The organism is Kribbella koreensis (assembly GCF_039525325.1).
Taxonomy (GTDB): Bacteria; Actinomycetota; Actinomycetes; order Propionibacteriales; family Kribbellaceae; genus Kribbella; species Kribbella koreensis.
The window spans coordinates 45182-61566 of the sequence record NZ_BAAAHK010000011.1 but is presented as its reverse complement, the minus strand read 5'-3'; the positions used below and the strand labels follow the sequence as shown (position 1 = coordinate 61566).

Sequence of the window (16385 nt, the reverse complement as noted above, 5' to 3'; positions counted from 1 at the left end):
GCTTTTGCTTTTCAGTGGTCGATGGGAGCGGTGCCCCAGCTTGTGGGTGCCGCTCCCATCTGTACGTTGATCCGGCCGCCGCTGGTGATGAACGACTCCGGCAGCCAGGACTCGGTGCGCGGCTTGCCGTTGAGGGCGAGCGATTCGACGTACTGGTTGGCGTCTGACGTCTGCGGCGCCTCAATGGTCAGCCGTACGCCGTTGCTGCGCTTCAACTCGACCTTCGGGAAGAGCGGACTGCCGACCAGCAACTCGGCCCTCCCAGGCGTCTGCGGGAAGAGGCCGATCGCCGCGAACACATACCAGGCCGAGAGCGTCCCCAGATCGTCGTTGCCCGGCAGGCCTGACGGCCCGGTGCCGTAGACGGTGTCGACGATCTCGCGCGTCGTCGCTTGCGTCTTCCAGGCGACGCCGAGCCCGTTGTAGAGCCACGGCGTGTGCAGACCCGGCTCATTGGTTGGGTCATAGCGGAGCGCGCTGCCACCCTTGACCGCCCAGTTGCCGGCTGCATCGTGGAAGAAGCCGTCGAGCCTGGTGACCGCATCGCCGCCCATCACCGCGCCGAGGCCGGAGACATCCTGCGGCACCATCCACGTGTACGTCGCACTGGAACCCTGCGCGAATCCCACATCGGTGGACGGCGTGAACCCAGGCTGCCACGTCCCATCCGCCTTGCGAGCACGCTGGTAGCCGACTGCCGGGTCGTACGTGTTCTTCCACCACGTGCCGCGATCGGCGAGGTCCTGGGTGTCTTTGCCGAGCCGGGATCCCCACTGGGCAAGGGAGAAGTCCGCGAGCGAGTTCTCCAGCGTCTCCGCCGCTCCACCCCAGCAGTGGCAGGCGTCCTGCGGCGCGTAGTGCTTTGCCAAGTAGGTGTTGAGCGCCGGCCGTTGCCCGGTGCACTGTCCTGGGCAGCCGCCATCGTTCTCGGCATCGGCGTTCTGCACCGTCGCCTGGTGGACGAGCGAGTCGTAAGCGCCCTCGGCATCGAAGTTCGTGACCCCCATCGCCGCGAAGGTCGCCAGGGTCGGCGCGGCCGGGTCGCCCGTCATCACGTGCGTCGGGCCGTTGTTGTGCAGCCAGCGATCCCAGATCCCCTTGTTCTGCTGGGCGAACTGGTACATCGACTGCGCGAAGTCACCCGCGATCTCCGGCTTCAGCAACGCGAGCAGCTGGATGTGCGCCCGATACTGATCCCACCCCGAGAACGTCCCGTACTGCGCCCGCTGGCCCGGCGCCAGCTCGTGGATCTGCTGGTCGCTGCCGAGGTACTTGCCGTCGACGTCGTTGAACACGTTCGGCTGCAGGAGTACGTGGTACAGGGCGGTGTAGAAGGTGTTGCGCTGGGCGTCGCTGCCGCCGGTGATCCGGACGTTCTGCAGTTCGTTCTTCCAGTCCTTGTAGCCGTCGTTGGCGATCCGGTTGACGGTCGCGTCCGGGCGGATCTCGGCGGCGAGGTTGTCCTCAGCGCCTTGCGCGCTCACGTACGAGATGCCGATCCGCATCTTGACCTTGGCGCCGGGGGTGAAGCTGACGTAACCCCCTGAGCCCTTGCCCGCACGGTCGGCGCCGGTCGCGTAGCCCTCGCCACCAGTGGTCTGGGTGCCGCCCGGGGTGATCGTGCCGTCCTTCCAGGTGCCGGTGGCAACGACCGGCTGGTCGAAGGAGGCGGTGAAGTAGAGGCGGTAGTAGGTCTTCCGGTTGTTCGTACCACCGTTGGCGCGACGTCCGCAGAAGGCGCCGGTCAGGACCGAGCCGGTCACCTTGCGGTTTGCCGCGTCGATGGTGATCTCGGCGTCCTCGCTGCCGTTGAGCGAGTTCGACGTACGGAACAGCAGGTTCGGCTGGCCGTCGGTCGGGAAGGCGAAGTCGCCGACACCTGCTCGGGTGGTGACGGCGAGGTCGGACTTGACGCCGTTCGCCAGCTTCACGGTGTACCGGCCGGGCTTGGCGATCTCGTCGGCGTGGCTGAAGTCGCTGGCGTACTTGGCGTCTTTGGTGTCGGCGGTGGGGGAGGTGTCGACGGTACCGACGTACGGCATGATCGGGATGTCGCCGGCCGCGCCCGGGTTGCAGCCGGCGCCGCTGACGTGGGTGAGGGCGAAGCCGCGCACCCGCGTCACGTCGTACTGGTATCCGTTGGCGGCACCCGTGCTGGTCTGATCGCCGCGGGTGCTCGTGGGGCTCCACGAGATCATGCCGAACGGGCGGACGGCTCCTGGCCAGGTCGTTCCGTCGCGGGCGGAGCCGACCAGCGGGTCGACGTACGCGGCCGGGTCTGTGACGAGTTGATCGACGGCCTGGGCTGGCAGGGCGGGGAGGAGCAGGGCTAGAGCGAGACCTCCGACGAGCAGGCGCATTTGAAACCTTCCAAGGGCGGACGAAACCCCTAGAGGCTAGTGCGGATCGGTTCTTCGTGGTGTCTGCGCGGGTGAAGGCTCGGTGATCAGCGGGTGTCGTCGAGGAGGCCGGCGTCGTGGACGAGGAGGGCGATCTGGACGCGGTTGTTCAGGTCGAGTTTGGTGAGGATGCGGGAGACGTGTGTCTTCACCGTCGGGATGCTGAGGTAGAGGGTAGCGCTGATCTCGGCGTTCGACTTGCCCTCGCCGACGGCTACGGCGATGTCGCGTTCGCGGTCGTTGAGGTCCTTGAGGCGTTCGGCTGCCTTGCTCTTGCGCTGGTCCTGGCCGGAGGCGGCGACGCGGGTGATCAGGCGCTTCGTGACGCCTGGCGAGAGGACCGGCTGGCCGCCGGCGATCCGGCGTACGGACTCGACGATCTCGGCCGGCGGGGTGTCCTTGAGGATGAAGCCGGCGGCGCCCGCGCGGAGCGCGCGGAGTACGTGCTCGTCGGCGTCGAACGTGGTCAGGATGACGACCTCGGGGGCGCCCGGCCGCCTGCGGATGGATTCGGTCGCGGTCAGGCCGTCGGTGTTCGGCATCCGGATGTCCATCAGCACGACGTCGGGGGAGAGCTTGTCGATCAGGCTCTGTACGCCGCTGCCGTCGCCGGCCTCGCCGACCACGCGGATGTCCGGCGCGCCGCCGAGCATCAGTTGCAGGCCGGCCCGCAGCAGCGGGTCGTCGTCCACGATCAGCACCCGAATGGTCATGCGGGCCACGGTAGCCAAGCGGCGAGACGGAATTCGCCCTCGGGGGTACGGCCGTGTTCGAGCCGGCCGTCGACGAGTTGGGCGCGCTCGGTCAGGCCGATCAGGCCTTGGCCGTCGCCGCGTCGTGCTTGGCCGGCTGGGTTGTTCAGCTCGACTGTGAGGCCGTTACCTGGGGAGCCGACGACCTTTACTTTCACCGGCTCGCCGGGGGCGTGTTTGAGGGCGTTGGTGAGGCCCTCCTGGACGATCCGGTACGCGGTTCGGCCGACGTGCTCGGGGAGGTTGCCGGGGGCATCGAGTTCGAGGGCTACGGGGAGGCCGGCTTTTCTTGAGTCGTCGACCAGAGCGGGGAGGTCGGCGAAGCTTGGCTGGGGGAGTTCGCCGACGGGGGCTCGTAGTACGCCGATCACTTCTCTCAGGTCTTGGAGGGCCTGGTGGGCGCTGGCGCGGATGACCTCGGCCGCGCTGGCCACCTCTTGGGTGCTGGCGTCTGGGCGGTAGGCGAGGGCGCCGGCGTGGACGCTGAGCAGGGAGAGCCGGTGGCCCAGTACGTCGTGCATCTCGCGGGCGATCTCCTCACGGGCTCTCAGTTGGCCGCGCTCGGCCTGGAGGAGAGCCATCGCCTCGGCGCGGTCGGCTCGGTCGCGGAGGGTCTGGAGGAGTTGGCGGCGGGAACGGAGGTACAGGCCCCAGCCGGCCAGGGCGCAGTAGATCAGGATCGCCCAGCCGGCGGTCACCTGGATGGACTCGGGCTTGTCCCGGACAGCGATGTAGATGGCCAGGCTGACCGTGTTGACGCCGAAGATCAGCACCGTGGTCCGGAACGGCCGGTAGATCGCCACCGTGAGGATGATCATCAGGGTCGGGCCGGCGGCGGCGTCGGAGAAGGCCGAGATCGCGGCCGCGACGAGCGCCAGCTGGACCGGCCAGCGCCGCCGGAACCACAGCGTCAGGCACAAGGCCAGGCCGAGGACGAAGTCGACGTCGTGCAACCACCCGGGGATCGGGTCTTTGCGGCCGCTGTCGTAGGCGACCAGGCTGATCAGGATCGCGAGGACGAAGCTCAGGCTGTCGACCACCCAGTCCCGGGCGCTGCGCCTCGGACCTTCTGAACCTGCCATGGGTCGAATCTAACTAGCTTTTGGGCGGGATTGTGGCCGGGTGGGCCGTCCGGATACCGAAGTTTGACCGGGTAAAGACTTTGGTCCGGGTAAGTTTCCGCCCATGAGTCAGCTCGCAGTCACCGTCATCGGCCCGGACCGCCCGGGCATCATCGCCGACGTCACCGAGGCCCTCGCCCAGACCGGCGTCAACCTCGAGGACTCGACGATGACGCTCCTGCGCGGCCATTTCGCGATGATGATCGTCTGCTCCGGATCGTTCCCCGAGGTACGCGAGGCCCTGGAGCCGCTGCGGGGCGAACTCGTCATCACCGTCCGTGAAATGGGCCCAGAACACGCCCACGCCCCGATCGGCGCGCCTTTCATCCTCAGCGTGCACGGCGCCGACCGCCCCGGGATCGTCTCCGCCGTGACCCGGATGATCGCCAGCGTCGGCGGCACGATCACCGACCAGACAACGCGGCTGAGCGGTTCCCTGTACGTCCTGACCGCCGAGGTTGAGCTGCCCGCCGCGGCTGAGCTCGGCATGCTCCAGCGCGCCCTGGAGATCACCGCCGAGGAACTAGGCGTCGGAGTAACCCTGCGCCCGGCCGAAAGCGACGATCTGTGAGCTCCCCGGTGACCGCCCATCTGAACCAGACCGTCGCCAGCTGGAGCCCCGCCCAACTAGGCCTCACCGGCGACGTCCTCGAGGTCGTCCGAGCCCCCCACCCCGTCCTGGCCACCGAGGGCGCCCTGGTCGACCCCCTGGACCCAGTGATGCTGGCCCTGGCCGCCGACCTGGTAGCCACCATGCGAGTCTCCCCAGGCTGCGTAGGCCTAGCCGCCCCTCAAGTCGGCGTCGCCGCCCAGATGTTCGCCCTGGACGTCACCGGCCACCCCAAAACCCGCACCTGCCACGGCGTCTTCGTCCTCTGCAACGCCGTCATCGTGGAAGCCACCCGCCAGGAAAAGGCCCGCGAGGGTTGCATGTCCGTCCCCGACCTGACCGGCGACGTCAAACGAGCCACCCGCCTAACCATCACCGGCACCCTCCCCGGCACCACCGACCAACTCACCATCACCACAGACGCCTTCGAGGCCAGAGCCCTACAACACGAAATAGACCACTGCTCCGGAGCCCTCTTCCTAGACCGAGTAGCCGGCGCCCACGCCATCTACCCCCGCAAGGTCTACCTGTAACCACCCCGGTACGCCGAACCGCCAGCAACCAACCCTCGTCCTCCGAACCACCCAAGTCGGGGTGACGTGTGGTGTCAGCCAACTGTGGCTTCCCCGCCCACCCGCCCGCGGGGTAAACGTCTGGGGTAGGGCGGCTGTGGTTTCCCCGCCCACCCACCCCGTGCCTAACGTCATGCGCGTACGAACTGTCATCGCCCGCTGGCTCAGCACCTGCAGAAGGGGATGTCCGCACATACCAACGCAACCTCACCCGCTTACCCTGTGTTCGTGACCAGGATCTACTTGTAGGGTGCTCCTTTGGTCGCAGGCCCGGGTGGCGGAACGGCAGACGCAGCGAGCTTAAACCTCGCAGCCGAAAGGCATACGGGTTCGAATCCCGTCCCGGGCACAACGCTCATACCGACGCCTCCGCGGAGAACCACCCGCGGAATGTCGTCCATCAGGCAATATCCGTCGGCCACTCGGACCACTCGAATGCGGTCGGTCGGTCGCCACCGCTCTCGAGGAATTCGGCGACTGCGCGGCGGACATCCTCGACAGAGACCTCGGAGTCCTGCGGCCAACCCTCGTCGTGGCCTTGGTAGTAATAGAACGCCTCGTCGCGCTGACTCGGATTCCCCGGTACGTACCAAACGCCGCGCCCGGTTCCGTCGTTGCCGGCGTAGCGAATGCCACCCACCTTGGCTTCGGCATCGATACCGATCCGCAGTTCGTGATCGCGTACTCCGGACTCCAGCAGCGGGCGTGCCTCGCTGTACAACGCGACAACTGAATTCTCGAACGGCTCAGCCAGGACCGCGTCGACCAGGGCATCGACATCGGCGGCCGAAGTCAGCAGCGTAGGACCCGCGCCGTTCTTGTAAAAGGCCCGAACAGTCGCTGTCATGTCGTCATCCATCCTGTTCCGTACTGCGATAGGTCCGCTTGAACCCAGCTGGTCCGTAGACGGTCAAACTACCGCCCGCCGGGAGAAACCTGCTCAGCATCTGATCGCATCCGAGGTCACCGTCGCACGGCCTCTTGTTGACCACGATCGTCTCGTCCGTGAGTCCGCGCTCACGCATCATCAACGCGAACTTGATCTCGACGTGCGAGGTGATCGCCAAGGTATGTGGCGGGTCACCCAGCGTCTTGTCCAATGCCAGACGGTCAGCCATCTCTCGATGCCTGTCGATGCCGCTGAGTAAAGGCTGCTCATTGCCGTCAGGGTCTCGCCAGAGGCCGCTGGTCTTCTCTCTGTGGCCTCGACGCTCAACGCGTACTGGCAGCTTCCGAAACAGATCCCTGGCCTGTTCATCGCTGATCGTGGGCTGCGATCGACTTCGTTCCGGGCTCGAGTCCTCGCCTGCCGTCGTGACAGCTCGCGGCTTCGGCCCTTCCGCGGCCCGGTCATGGCCCTGCCGCCCGCTCCTGACCATCTGTTCGGCCCAGTCGCGTGCCTTTGGTCGTACCTGGGCCAGGTACTGAGCTGCGTCGTCGCAGCGGCGGGCCGCCTCGTCCAGCTGTACTGCGGCCAGCCGGGCTGCTGGGTGGTTGGACATGTGGCCGACGTAGCCGGCGTTCTCCCGGCACCTCTGAGCCATTCGCCTTAGGTAGTCGGCAACGCGAGGAGTCTCGTCGAGAGCGGTCAACAACGCCTGGGCTACGCGCTGGAGTTCGGAGGGCATCCGCGTGCCTGTGGCGGCTAGATCTGGTCGGCATAGCTTCGGCAGCCGTGGGCGGCGATCTGGAGAGATTCCACGGCTTGTTCGAGGGAGCGTCCGGCGGCGTCGAGGAGTTGAGCGATGTCGCGATCGGCGCCGGTGGCTGAGCCGGCGATCAGGGCTTGAACCTGTGCGCCCGTCTGGCCGAACTTCTGCCGGAAGCCGCCGAGGCTACCGGCGCCTTGCTGGGCCTCGGTGGTGAGTTGGTAGAGCTGGGCTTTGAGTCTCTGGATGTCGGACATGAGCGCCTCATCTGATTTGGTTGCTATGGGCAACTGGAGTGGCAGGTGGACGCAGGGTGCAGGGCCCTGGTACGTCCACCCGCCGGACTATGGAGTCGCGTCGACGGGGGAGGCGACGAACACCTGGGCGCCGGTCGCCTGTTCGAAGGTGAGCTTGACGGCGAGCGGAGTACCGAGCACGGCGAAATGCAGCATGCTCGGAAGTACGACGGCTCTTGCCCGGTACTGGCCGATGGCTTGAACGAGTGCTTCGAAGGCGGCTGGCGTCGACTCCCGTTGCTCCACGAAGACCGGTCCCATCGTGAAGCCCTCAACGGTGGCGTAGTTGGCCAGCCGTTCCTTGACGCCAGCCAGTTCGTCTTCGGTCATCAGCAAGTGCTGCCGGTATCCGAGAAGAAGGGGTTTCGTGTGATCCGGGTCGCTCATCGCGTGCTCCATGAGATCGAGTGTGCTAGTTCAGAGACTAGAACACTTGGATCGAACGTACAAGCCTCTCGGGATCGTCTGGTCTGTAGGGCGGGTGGCGGGCGGTCAGTCGCCGAGGCGGCCGCGGTAGGTGACGCGGCCGTAGGTGATGCTTTCGCCGTACTCGAGGACGTCGCCGGAATCGTCGTAGATCCAGTTGCGCCCGACGAGGATGAGGTCGCCTTCGTCGAGGCCGAGTTCGGCTGCCTGCTCAGCGGTTGCCGCTGCTGGTTCGAACTGGTCCTGCCAGGCATCGATGGCCCGCTTGAGCGCGCCGGCGACGTACGCGAAAGTTCCCTCGCGAATCCGCTCGGCGCTCAGCAATAGCGGAGCGAGCTCGGCCAGATCGCCTTTGAAATAAGAGGTTGAGGCAGAGATCGGCTTGTCGTCGGCGCGATAAGTGACTCGCACGCGCCGAATCACTGGGTCGCCGGCCTTGAGTCCGAGCGCGTCAGCGACCTGTTCGCCCGCCTTGTCGAGCGCCGCATGGGTGATCTTGGCGTATTGGCCGGTCGGGTAGACCTTGCCCGTGCGCCGGGACTTGTCGACTCGGTCATTGGCTGCCCGGCCGCGCTCGTCCTCGGTCGTGACGATGCTCCCGACACCACGCTCTGGCCGGATGTATCCCTCCGCTCGCAGGCTGGTCAATGCCCGCTGCGCAGTCGCGATCGCCACCCCATAGTCGCGCATCAGCGCTCGTACGGACGGCACGCGGTCGCCGGCCTGCAGTTCACCGTTGGAGATCCGGGTACGGATCGCGTCGGCAATCTGCAGGTACGGCGGCGCGGGACGCACCAACTTCGGGGGCATAACAAAACCTCGAACTCTTCAATCGGTGTTCTAGAACACCGCCAGCATAGGCAGAACCGCGCGCGAAGGTCTAGTAATCGTCCCGCGCGTTGATCCGGTCGACGTTCAACCCGGTGGCCGCAACGGACCGAGCGACCTCGACGTCAGCCGGCTCCGGCTCGACGCCCTGCGCCTTGGCGGCCAGCAGTCGGTGGTGAACCTTCTGCAGTTCCAGTACTTCGCTCAGGCGAGCCTCTTGGATCTCATCCCATGTCGCCACGGTCAGTCCCATTTCAGCCCGGTGATGCGCTCGTACATCGCCACGTAGCGAGCCCGAGTCTCGTCGACGACCGCAGCCGGGATCTCCGGGCCCGGGGGAGTCTTGTCCCAGGTCCCCAAGTCTCGCGCCCAGTCCCGTACGAACTGCTTGTCGTACGACACCTGCCGCTGTCCAGGCTTCCAGTCTTCATCGCGCCAGTACCGCGAGGAGTCCGAAGTCAGAACCTCATCCGCCAGGACAAGCGTCCCGTCCTTCGCCAACCCGAATTCGAACTTGGTGTCAGCCAGATGAACCCCGCGGCCGGCCGTGATCTCAGTAGCCCGCGTGAACAGCTCAAGCGTCTTGGCCTCAAGCGTCTTCGCCAACTCCGGCCCAACAGCCTCCGAGACCTCCTCGAAGGTCATCGGTTCGTCATGCCCATCCTCAGGCGCAGTCTTGGTTGTCGGCGTAAAGACCGGCTGAGGCAGCTTGTCGCCCTCTCGCAGCCCCGGAGGAATCGACACCCCGGAGATCTTCCCGGTCTCCTGATAGGCCTCCCACCCAAGCCCAGCAAGGTAACCGCGAGCGATGCACTCAACCTGAATGATGTCGACCTGCTGACAACGCACAGCGCGTCCAGCGAACTCGGCCGGCACGTCAGTGCTTGAGATGACGTGGTTCGGCATCACGTCCTTGAGCTGCTCGAACCACCACAACGAGAGACTCGTCAGCAGCTTGCCCTTATCGGGGATCGGCGTAGGCAACACCACGTCATAGACCGAAACACGATCAGTCGCAACGAGGATCACCTCCCCCGGCCGATCGCTGTACACATCACGAACCTTGCCCTGATGAAGAAGCTCCACGCCACTGTTCTAGCACACCGCCTAGCCACCCAACGAGTCGTCGAGCTTGCAGTGCTGACATCTCGCTCACCGAGTAGAGGTGAGGGCAGACAGATCTTCTCGTCACTTGGCGAGGTCGATGAGTTGCTCCACAATCATTCGCAGGTCGTCGCATATCGCATCTGGGGGAAGCTCTTTCGCGACATCGGCGACATTAAGCCCAAATGACTTAAGAACGTCTTTAGCTCTGACATCGAGAAGCGCTTGTGGCGCTTCGCTTACTTTGAAAGTGCCGCCTACTGCGATGCCGTGATCCTCTTGCAGTACCTTCCGGACCTCTTCCTCGGACTTTCCGCTGCACTTTGCGAGGGTCGGTGGCCAAATCAGATAAGACTCAATGTATCGCCGCCTCCATTTGCGGGGAAAGAATCCATCAGAGAAAGATTCTCCAGTGTCCCGGAGATCTGCGCCGACGGTCCCTAATGGATCGTCATCGCGATCGCGGAGACTGAATGCTTTCACGTCCCCGAGTTCTTCTCTGAGAGCGGTCCATAGGTTTCGGCGTTCCTTGTGGCTAGCGGTCGTTTGCCACTCGATCCAGTTCTCGGGCCATGTGTACCCGAGTGTTTTGCAAACTCCACGCAAGACAGTCAGGTCGGAGCTTCCCTCAATGAACAGCATTCGCTTAGTGCGTCGAATCGAATCGATTCGAGGCGAGTAGTCGGCGCCGAGGCCTACCAGCAGGCCAACCTTCTGATGATTCTCTGTCAGATATTTGCTCGACCCATTGGATCTGATCTGCAATATCCTTTCAGGATCTGCACCCTTGAGGATTTCACTTGAGTGCGTAGCCAGAAGGACCTGCTTCCCGGTTGCAATTGCCAGCGAATCCAGATGAGAGAGGAGCTGCCCTTGAAGGGTCGGATGGAGATGCGCATCGGGCTCATCGAACAAGAGCACATCAAAAGATGTACTGGTGGCCAGTGTATAAACGCTCAGCCACTGAAGGAAGCCGCTACCTTCCACCATTAGATCGCGCTGATTGTATCCGGCGTGGCGCTTCAGCTTGTAGCCGTCGACTTCACCCTTTACTACATGCACATTGATGTACGAGTGATACTCCTCGCGAAAATCATCAACAATCAATTCAGCCGAAAAAACTTCACGAAGAGTCTTCAGGAGCAATTCCCACGGATCCTCCTCCCGAAGCCGTTTAAGATCCGCGTCACTAATCTTAGATTTTCCAGCACGAAGCGCGGCGCGCTTCGCCGTATTCACCTGCTGCATGTCAAGCAACAAGTTGCGAAGAACTGCGCCAGCGACACCTTCGCCGATGCGACGCCGCCGAATCGCGCCGCTCATCCTCTGTTCGTGAGCCGTAATTCCGGCGAAAGGTGGAAGGTAGGCAATAGTTGGCACTGCATCGCCCGAAATCAGGTTCGACTCGACTGTCTTGATAAACAAGCGGTCGTTCGCTAGGGCGAGACCAAAAGTCAAGACTTTGGAGACGCCGTCATCCTCCCATTCGCAACCCACGCGCAAGGTGTACCCATCAGCATCGCCGGTAGACTTCTGAGTTTTCAGATTCGTCCAAAGATGCTTCAACGAAGGTACATTTACAGGCGAGAATTCATCATCGCCAAGACCGAGTCCTTGGCGCGATGTGGCCACTTCTAACAAGCCTTCCTCGCCGCGCTCCATTAAAGTCGCGGTACGACAGAACTCCCATACGGCGAGTCCGTGGAGAAGAGACGACTTGCCGGAATTGTTTCCGCCCGCCAATAATGTCACGCCCGGGCGAAGGTCGATCGCAGTATCTTTGAACTGCTTGAACCTTTTAAAGTGGACGCGGTTTATCATGTCTCACTCGATTTCATGCCGGTTCCCCCACCACGTAGGTCACTCGTAGCCCCCTAGCCTGACCAACGGTCGCTACGGTACTGAAGGCCCTTGCGCCGGTCTAGTCTCCGGCAAAGCTTGACCCAACATTTGTGACCACCGCCGTTCTGACAACTTTCTCTACGTCTTCAAGACGGGCCCCTCCAGGGCCCGAAGGCGCGCCGCCACCGAAGGACCGGGGGAGCGGGGCAACCTCCGGCTCCTCGCCTAAGGGCTCGTCGGCCCCGTCCCCCGTTGGCTTGGCGCGCACGTGCCAAGGGTGCCGGTCGCAGACAGCGGAACTCGCCATCGAACGAGCCGACACCCCAGTCGGAATACCACTCGCCAATCCGCCGGCCACCACTCGCCGTGGTCCAGGCGCACCCGCCCGGATGAGTCTGGGTAACCGCATCGCCCCGCTAGCAATCATGGGAGGGACGGTCCGGCCCGGCCCGCGTCAAGGGCGCCTCCGGCGTCGCTTCGCGATCGAGCAAGCTCGCCCCTGGACCCGCACCGAACCGAACCTAAGGTCGGCAGCTATCGGGGCGATGCTGAGGAGCCCGGGCGCTGACACGTAGGAGTCAATGAGCCTCAAGTCGCCTATTCAGGACCCGCTAACCACAAGTACTCGTCGGAGATGGGGTATCTATATCCGAGTACTGTCAAGGTGACGTTCACCAGTTCACGTAATGAAGCAGACGGTTGCGCAGTAGCGAGCATGCGAGAGAAGTCGGCGGTTATCGAACTCTCGTCAAACCCAACCCGAACTTCCGGGACATGGAAAGCATCATCAATCGATGCAGAAATTGTAGCCACGTCCGATCGGACATCGGCAGAGCGATCGGACGATACGTCGACACGACGCGATGCGCCGACTAGGCGGACGGCAGATACGTTGAGACCTTCGAGACGGTTTACCAGGTCTTCCCAACGCGCTGGCGCAGAATCCTTTCGGCCCTTCAAGTGTCTTGCGTCTGACGAGATGTGGACGATCCATCGGTCTACGATGAGGGCAAGCATGCGTGCATTGAATTGCCATCCGTCTTCGTAGGCGCGGTTGTTATCTACTGAGAGATCGGGGCGGATTCCGAGAGATGCTCTTATTCCAAACCAGTTGTTGAGGTTTGGTAACACGATTCTAGTTATGTCCATGTCGGACAGTTCAACAGCCACCGCCTCGACTGAGGCCAAATCCGTCATCAGTCCAACGAATTCCCAGAACCTCGGATCATAGGTTCCTTGTGGATGCCTTAATAGATACGGCAGTATAACCGCGAGTTCAGCTACCGATAGTTCGCCTTCTGCCAGGTCGAATGGCTCCGAGGCTCTGAAGAACTCGTCGAGGCCATCTCCTAGCCCAAGTCTGATTATTTGTGCGGCGCGACTCAACCTGAACGCAGCGGGTTCATCGAAATTCCGACGGATTGCTGCAATATAACCCTCGTCAGCTACATCCGGGACGATGGTGAACTGCCTGGCCCGCTCAGGGGTCAGTAGACCTCTGGCGCCTCGAACGAGATTTGACCGGACGAGACCCTCAAGCGGGTTGGAGAATTCTGTGTCTTCGGTGAATTCTTCCAAAGCGGCGGCGTTGGTCATCAGAATCCGAGGAGCCTCTTCGACGGCCAGGTCGGCGGCGTCGATTACCTCGCTGCTTTCTGTCCGAGCTAGAGAAAGTACGACCGGCGCTTCAGCCCCTAATTCTTCTGCATCCTGGGATACAACCGATGCTTCTAGCGTATTGCGTAGGTAGACGGCTCGTTGTGCGCGTAGGCTGCCTTTGCCCCAGCTCAAGACGAAGTCTGGCACGTATGAGTGGTTGAAGTATGTGGTCGTTTCAATCTCGGCTGTAGGGTCAAGGCGCGCCAGCTCTCGTCCAACAATCCCATGAACGTCTTGGATAATCCGGTTAGGACTTGTGTTCGACATGATGCCAGCAACCGCCTCGGCAAAGCCGCGCTCGACTACCATCCTTCTCCCTCCCTTTTTAGTACGGAATGCGCTAAGAGTAATTCTTCTCTCGTGAGAAGAAGGCTCTTCTGTTTGCTGTGGTAGACCAGGACCCACAATCTGTCAGGCATGCCGTCTATCAGTTCCTCGTCTATCTCCTCGCCAGCAAGGTATCCGGAATGTACTTTCAGTGCTTCTCGTAGATAGGCTTTTGACAGCAGGTCGGGCCAGTCCCCTTGGCTGAATGGGTGGAAGGTGACCCACATGAATTCTCGGCGATCATCCGCTCCGTTGTCCTTGATGCTCTTGACGATTGAGCTATATGCGATCGCAAGAAACTTTCTGAATTCAGTCCCTTGATGGCCCGGGGTGGTGTACCGCTTGGCTTCAACTACGAGAGGAACCGGAGATTTACGCAGCAGATGTCCATAAATGTCAAACCGCTTGACTTCGCTATTTAGGCAATTGACGGTGCAAGCGGCTTGGTTTTCGTAGACATTAAAAGGCAATCTGATGTGAGTCGTCGACTCTAGCCATTGCTTTATCTCATAGACGCCCTTAAGTCCCAGCATCTGCGTCTCTTCGGCAGCCATAGCGGTGATGCTACTCATGGCATTTGAGACTGCCTAGGGCTCGGCAATAACGACCTGATCGCGGGCTACAGGAATATTGTCGCTCCGCCTCCCGCGGCTAGGGTCCTCGCGTGCTCGATGAGGAGTGTCTCGCCGATGATCCGCTCGAAACCGAACCGGCCGGCTTGAGTAGCTCCTCTAGGAGAAGCTCGTGGGCTGCTGCGGTCTGGCTAGAAGGAACCTGCGTGGCCGATCCGAATGCTTTGGCTTTGGAGACTCGCTCGGTGCGGTTGTTATGTCCTGCGACATAACACGCCCACGTGTCAACAAGCTGTCTACCGTGGATGACTCATGGCGGGGGACGGCTGTCGGACGACGCAGCTTGTTGACGAGCCCGATGGGGCAACCCACAAGACCCTTGGCCCGAGCATCAGCCACTTGAGAAGAGGCGTCCGGAAGCCACCGAATCCCCTTCTGACGGCTGACGGCTGACGGCTGACGGCTGACGGCTGGCGGTTCCGGTTGCAGTTGCGGTTGTAGTTCGTCTCCGTTCGCCTCTGGTCGGAGTGGTTCCGGTCCAGGTCGTCGCGACTCAGATGAACGGCTGTGGACCATCCGGAATGGCGTCGGGTCGAACTTAAACCTCGTAGCCGAAAGGCATACGGGTTCGAATCCCGTCCCGGGCACACCGTCGCTGAGCGGGCACCGAGCCTGCGAAGCCGTCCGCGTCGATGCGCCCCCGGCCCATGCCATGCCAGGAGTCAAGGGTCGGTCAAGGCGGCGCGAAGGATGGCCCGGTGCATCTGATGTCGGTCGGTGACGCGAATCCGCGCAGGTCGGCGACACTAAGCCTCATGCATTGGTTGTTCCGAGCTGGGCGGGTTCCGGTATTCCTCGGGGTTGCCGGTCTTGCATTGGCCGGCGCGTTCATGAGCAACGTCAGGGACGAGTACGACGCTCGGACAATCCTCACGGCCAGAGGTCAGGAGGTGTCGGCCACCGTAACCGAGGTGACCGAGTACAACAGATCGAAGGAGTCGTTAGCAGTTCGCGCCGCCCTGGCAGATGGCCGGCTAATCGATGTGGACTTCGCCGATAGCAATCAGCTCGGCGCCAAGGTCGGGCAGCCGATCCACGTCACGGTCGACCCGGATGACATACGCACCAACATGCCCACCGACCAGTTGAACAGCGGGCAATCCTTCGCGAGCGGCCTCGCCGCGACGAGCGGTCCCTTCGCCCTCTTTGGAATCGGCTGCTTCGTCTTCGCCTTCATCAGAACGAAGAAGGCAGGCAGCCGCGCTGATCCGTAGGGTCGTCTCGGTTGCAGTTCCGGTTGCAGTTCGACCGCGTTCGGTAGCGCTCGGGCAGGGGGTGTCGCCGCGCGCCGGAGGCGATACGAACCGCTGCGGTCACCCCCACCTCCAGGTCGACTTAAAACCTCGCAGCCGAAAGGTGTACAGGTTCGAATCCCGTTCCGGGCACCTAGGTGCTCGCCGTTAGCATCGGCGGTATGGCGACGCGGCTTGTGCAGATCAATATGAAGGCTCGGGATGACTCGGCGTTAGGGAGGTTCTGGGCGGAGGCGCTTGGGTGGGGGATCTCCAGTGAAGCGCCTGGGGTGACCAATCTTGAGCCGGAGGGGTTTGTTTATCCCGATCCTGTCGCCGTTTGCATCGACCTCGTCGTCTCCTCGGAGCCGAAGACGGTGAAGAACCGCGTGCACGTCGACCTCGCTACCACCTCCGTAGAGCATCAGGAGGAGTTGGTCGCGCGTCTTGAGGGGCTCGGCGCAACGCTCGCCGACGTGGGGCAGGGAGACGTGCCCTGGACGGTCATGGCCGATCCGGAGGGCAATGAGTTTTGTGTGCTGGAGCCGCGGGCGATCTACCGGGACACCGGGCCGATTGCGGCTGTGGTGGTGGACTGTGTGGATCCGCGAGCCATGGCTCGGTTCTGGGGTGAGGCGATGGACTGGACCCTGCACGAGGTGACCGACCACAGCGCGGCACTGCGCTCCGCCAAGGGCGTAGGTCCATACCTGGAGTTCATCCGCACCCCCGACAAGAAGACCGTCTGGAACCGAGTCCACCTGGACCTCCGCCCCTACCCGAGCGACGACATGGAGGCTGAGACGGCCAGACTGCTGTCCTTGGGCGCCACCCCCGCCGACCTGGGCCAGACCGACATCCCGTGGACGGTCCTGATCGACCCAGAAGGCAACGAGTTCTGCCTCCTCACCCCAGCCTGACCGCTCCAGGCTTCGT

17 protein-coding genes and 1 tRNA gene are annotated in these 16385 nt (G+C 63.0%); 5 read left to right on the top strand and 13 right to left on the bottom strand.

The features are described 5' to 3' along the window. Positions 1 to 11: 11 nt before the first annotated feature. The 3 genes from ABD116_RS22245 to ABD116_RS22235 form a co-directional block, all read right to left on the bottom strand. A complete protein-coding gene (locus ABD116_RS22245) occupies positions 12 to 2360 on the bottom strand; it encodes a GH92 family glycosyl hydrolase (protein ID WP_343973360.1) in 2349 nt (782 codons plus the stop codon). An 86-nt stretch (positions 2361 to 2446) separates the two neighbouring features. Continuing rightward, positions 2447 to 3112, bottom strand: coding sequence for a response regulator transcription factor (locus tag ABD116_RS22240; protein ID WP_343973357.1), 666 nt, complete (start codon positions 3110 to 3112; stop codon positions 2447 to 2449). Further along, complete coding sequence (locus tag ABD116_RS22235; protein WP_343973355.1) at positions 3109 to 4233, bottom strand: sensor histidine kinase; 1125 nt, start codon at positions 4231 to 4233, stop codon at positions 3109 to 3111. Before ABD116_RS22235 ends, ABD116_RS22240 begins: the two co-directional genes overlap by 4 nt. A gap of 103 nt (positions 4234 to 4336) precedes the next feature. On the opposite strand from ABD116_RS22235, the gene ABD116_RS22230 reads away from it, so the two are divergent. From ABD116_RS22230 to ABD116_RS22220, 3 genes are all read left to right on the top strand, one after another. Next, a complete protein-coding gene (locus ABD116_RS22230) occupies positions 4337 to 4843 on the top strand; it encodes a glycine cleavage system transcriptional repressor (RefSeq protein ID WP_343973353.1) in 507 nt (168 codons plus the stop codon). An 8-nt stretch (positions 4844 to 4851) separates the two neighbouring features. Beyond that, entirely contained in the window at positions 4852 to 5415 is a 564-nt protein-coding gene (locus tag ABD116_RS22225; protein ID WP_343973350.1) for a peptide deformylase, read from the top strand. Positions 5416 to 5722: 307 nt separating this feature from the next. After that, positions 5723 to 5803 (top strand) — tRNA-Leu (locus tag ABD116_RS22220). Positions 5804 to 5854: 51 nt separating this feature from the next. On the opposite strand, the gene ABD116_RS22215 is transcribed toward ABD116_RS22220, so the two are convergent. From ABD116_RS22215 to ABD116_RS22170, 10 genes are all read right to left on the bottom strand, one after another. Beyond that, on the bottom strand, positions 5855 to 6301 hold the full coding sequence (locus ABD116_RS22215; protein ID WP_343973347.1) for an Imm1 family immunity protein: 447 nt from the start codon (positions 6299 to 6301) through the stop codon (positions 5855 to 5857). A 4-nt stretch (positions 6302 to 6305) separates the two neighbouring features. After that, on the bottom strand, positions 6306 to 6833 hold the full coding sequence (locus ABD116_RS22210) for a DddA-like double-stranded DNA deaminase toxin (protein ID WP_343973947.1): 528 nt from the start codon (positions 6831 to 6833) through the stop codon (positions 6306 to 6308). Positions 6834 to 7099: 266 nt separating this feature from the next. Then, positions 7100 to 7360 carry a hypothetical protein gene (locus ABD116_RS22205; protein ID WP_343973344.1) on the bottom strand — a complete coding sequence of 87 codons (261 nt, stop codon included), beginning with the start codon at positions 7358 to 7360 and terminating at the stop codon, positions 7100 to 7102. 87 nt (positions 7361 to 7447) lie between these two features. Then, entirely contained in the window at positions 7448 to 7786 is a 339-nt protein-coding gene (locus ABD116_RS22200; protein WP_343973341.1) for a hypothetical protein, read from the bottom strand. A 105-nt stretch (positions 7787 to 7891) separates the two neighbouring features. Further along, a complete protein-coding gene (locus tag ABD116_RS22195) occupies positions 7892 to 8635 on the bottom strand; it encodes a GntR family transcriptional regulator (RefSeq protein ID WP_343973335.1) in 744 nt (247 codons plus the stop codon). Positions 8636 to 8705: 70 nt separating this feature from the next. Beyond that, entirely contained in the window at positions 8706 to 8894 is a 189-nt protein-coding gene (locus ABD116_RS22190; RefSeq protein ID WP_343973332.1) for a hypothetical protein, read from the bottom strand. Positions 8895 to 8896: 2 nt separating this feature from the next. Continuing rightward, the gene (locus ABD116_RS22185; protein WP_343973329.1) at positions 8897 to 9739 is read right to left on the bottom strand and encodes a phosphoribosylaminoimidazolesuccinocarboxamide synthase; all 843 of its coding nucleotides are present in this window, start codon (positions 9737 to 9739) and stop codon (positions 8897 to 8899) included. Between the two features lie 102 nt (positions 9740 to 9841). Then, complete coding sequence (locus ABD116_RS22180; protein ID WP_343973326.1) at positions 9842 to 11578, bottom strand: ATP-dependent nuclease; 1737 nt, start codon at positions 11576 to 11578, stop codon at positions 9842 to 9844. A gap of 618 nt (positions 11579 to 12196) precedes the next feature. Further along, positions 12197 to 13567, bottom strand: a complete 1371-nt coding sequence (locus ABD116_RS22175; protein WP_343973323.1) for a hypothetical protein — start codon at positions 13565 to 13567, stop codon at positions 12197 to 12199. Beyond that, complete coding sequence (locus ABD116_RS22170; protein WP_343973320.1) at positions 13561 to 14139, bottom strand: hypothetical protein; 579 nt, start codon at positions 14137 to 14139, stop codon at positions 13561 to 13563. The genes ABD116_RS22175 and ABD116_RS22170 overlap by 7 nt, the downstream gene beginning before the upstream one ends. 776 nt (positions 14140 to 14915) lie before the next feature. Here ABD116_RS22170 and ABD116_RS22165 point away from each other — a divergent pair. Together ABD116_RS22165 and ABD116_RS22160 are read left to right on the top strand one after the other, a co-directional pair. Continuing rightward, positions 14916 to 15431, top strand: coding sequence for a hypothetical protein (locus ABD116_RS22165; RefSeq protein WP_343973317.1), 516 nt, complete (start codon positions 14916 to 14918; stop codon positions 15429 to 15431). A 200-nt stretch (positions 15432 to 15631) separates the two neighbouring features. Continuing rightward, positions 15632 to 16369: a VOC family protein gene (locus ABD116_RS22160; RefSeq protein ID WP_343973314.1), complete on the top strand. Its 738-nt coding sequence runs from the start codon at positions 15632 to 15634 to the stop codon at positions 16367 to 16369. Positions 16370 to 16385 lie beyond the last annotated feature (16 nt).